Annotated in this window: 1 protein-coding gene; it reads left to right on the top strand. The window is 73.2% G+C overall.

The genetic code is table 11. The features are described from left to right. Positions 1–548 (top strand): condensation domain-containing protein (locus IE329_RS40140; protein ID WP_190216004.1); only part of this gene is annotated, 548 nt, incomplete at both ends.

Here is a 548-nt window from a genome sequence, read left to right as displayed (position 1 = left end):
CTGCCGGAGCCGGACTACACGGCCGTCTCCACCGGGCGGGCGGCGCGGACGCCTCGGGAGGAGATTCTCTGCGGGTTGTTCGCGGAGGTGCTGGGGCTGGGTTCGGTCGGGGTCGACGACGGGTTCTTCGACCTGGGTGGTCATTCGCTGCTGGCGACGAAGCTGCTCAGCCGGGTGCGTGCGGTGCTGGGTGTGGAGGTGGGGATCCGGGCGGTGTTCGAGCACCCGACGGTGGCCGGCCTCTCCCGGCAGCTGGAGTCGGCCGAGGGGACACGCACCGCACCGGCGGCGCGGACGCGTCCCGAGGTGGTGCCGTTGTCCTTCGCGCAGCAGCGCCTGTGGCTGATCGACCGGATGGAGGGGCCGGGCCCGCTGTACAACGTGCCGGTGGCGTTGCGGCTGCACGGCAGCCTGGATCCGGCGGCCTTGGAGGCTGCGCTGGCTGATCTGGTGGAGCGGCACGAGAGCCTGCGGACGGTGGTGGTCGAGGCGGACGGCGAGCCGTGCCAGCTGGTGCTGCCGGCCGAGGCCGCCCGTCCCGTCCTGGA

It is taken from the genome of Kitasatospora indigofera (assembly GCF_014655955.1).
GTDB lineage: Bacteria > Actinomycetota > Actinomycetes > Streptomycetales > Streptomycetaceae > Kitasatospora > Kitasatospora indigofera.
The sequence above is the reverse complement of the archived record's forward strand: the minus strand, read 5'-3'. Positions and strand labels throughout refer to the sequence as shown.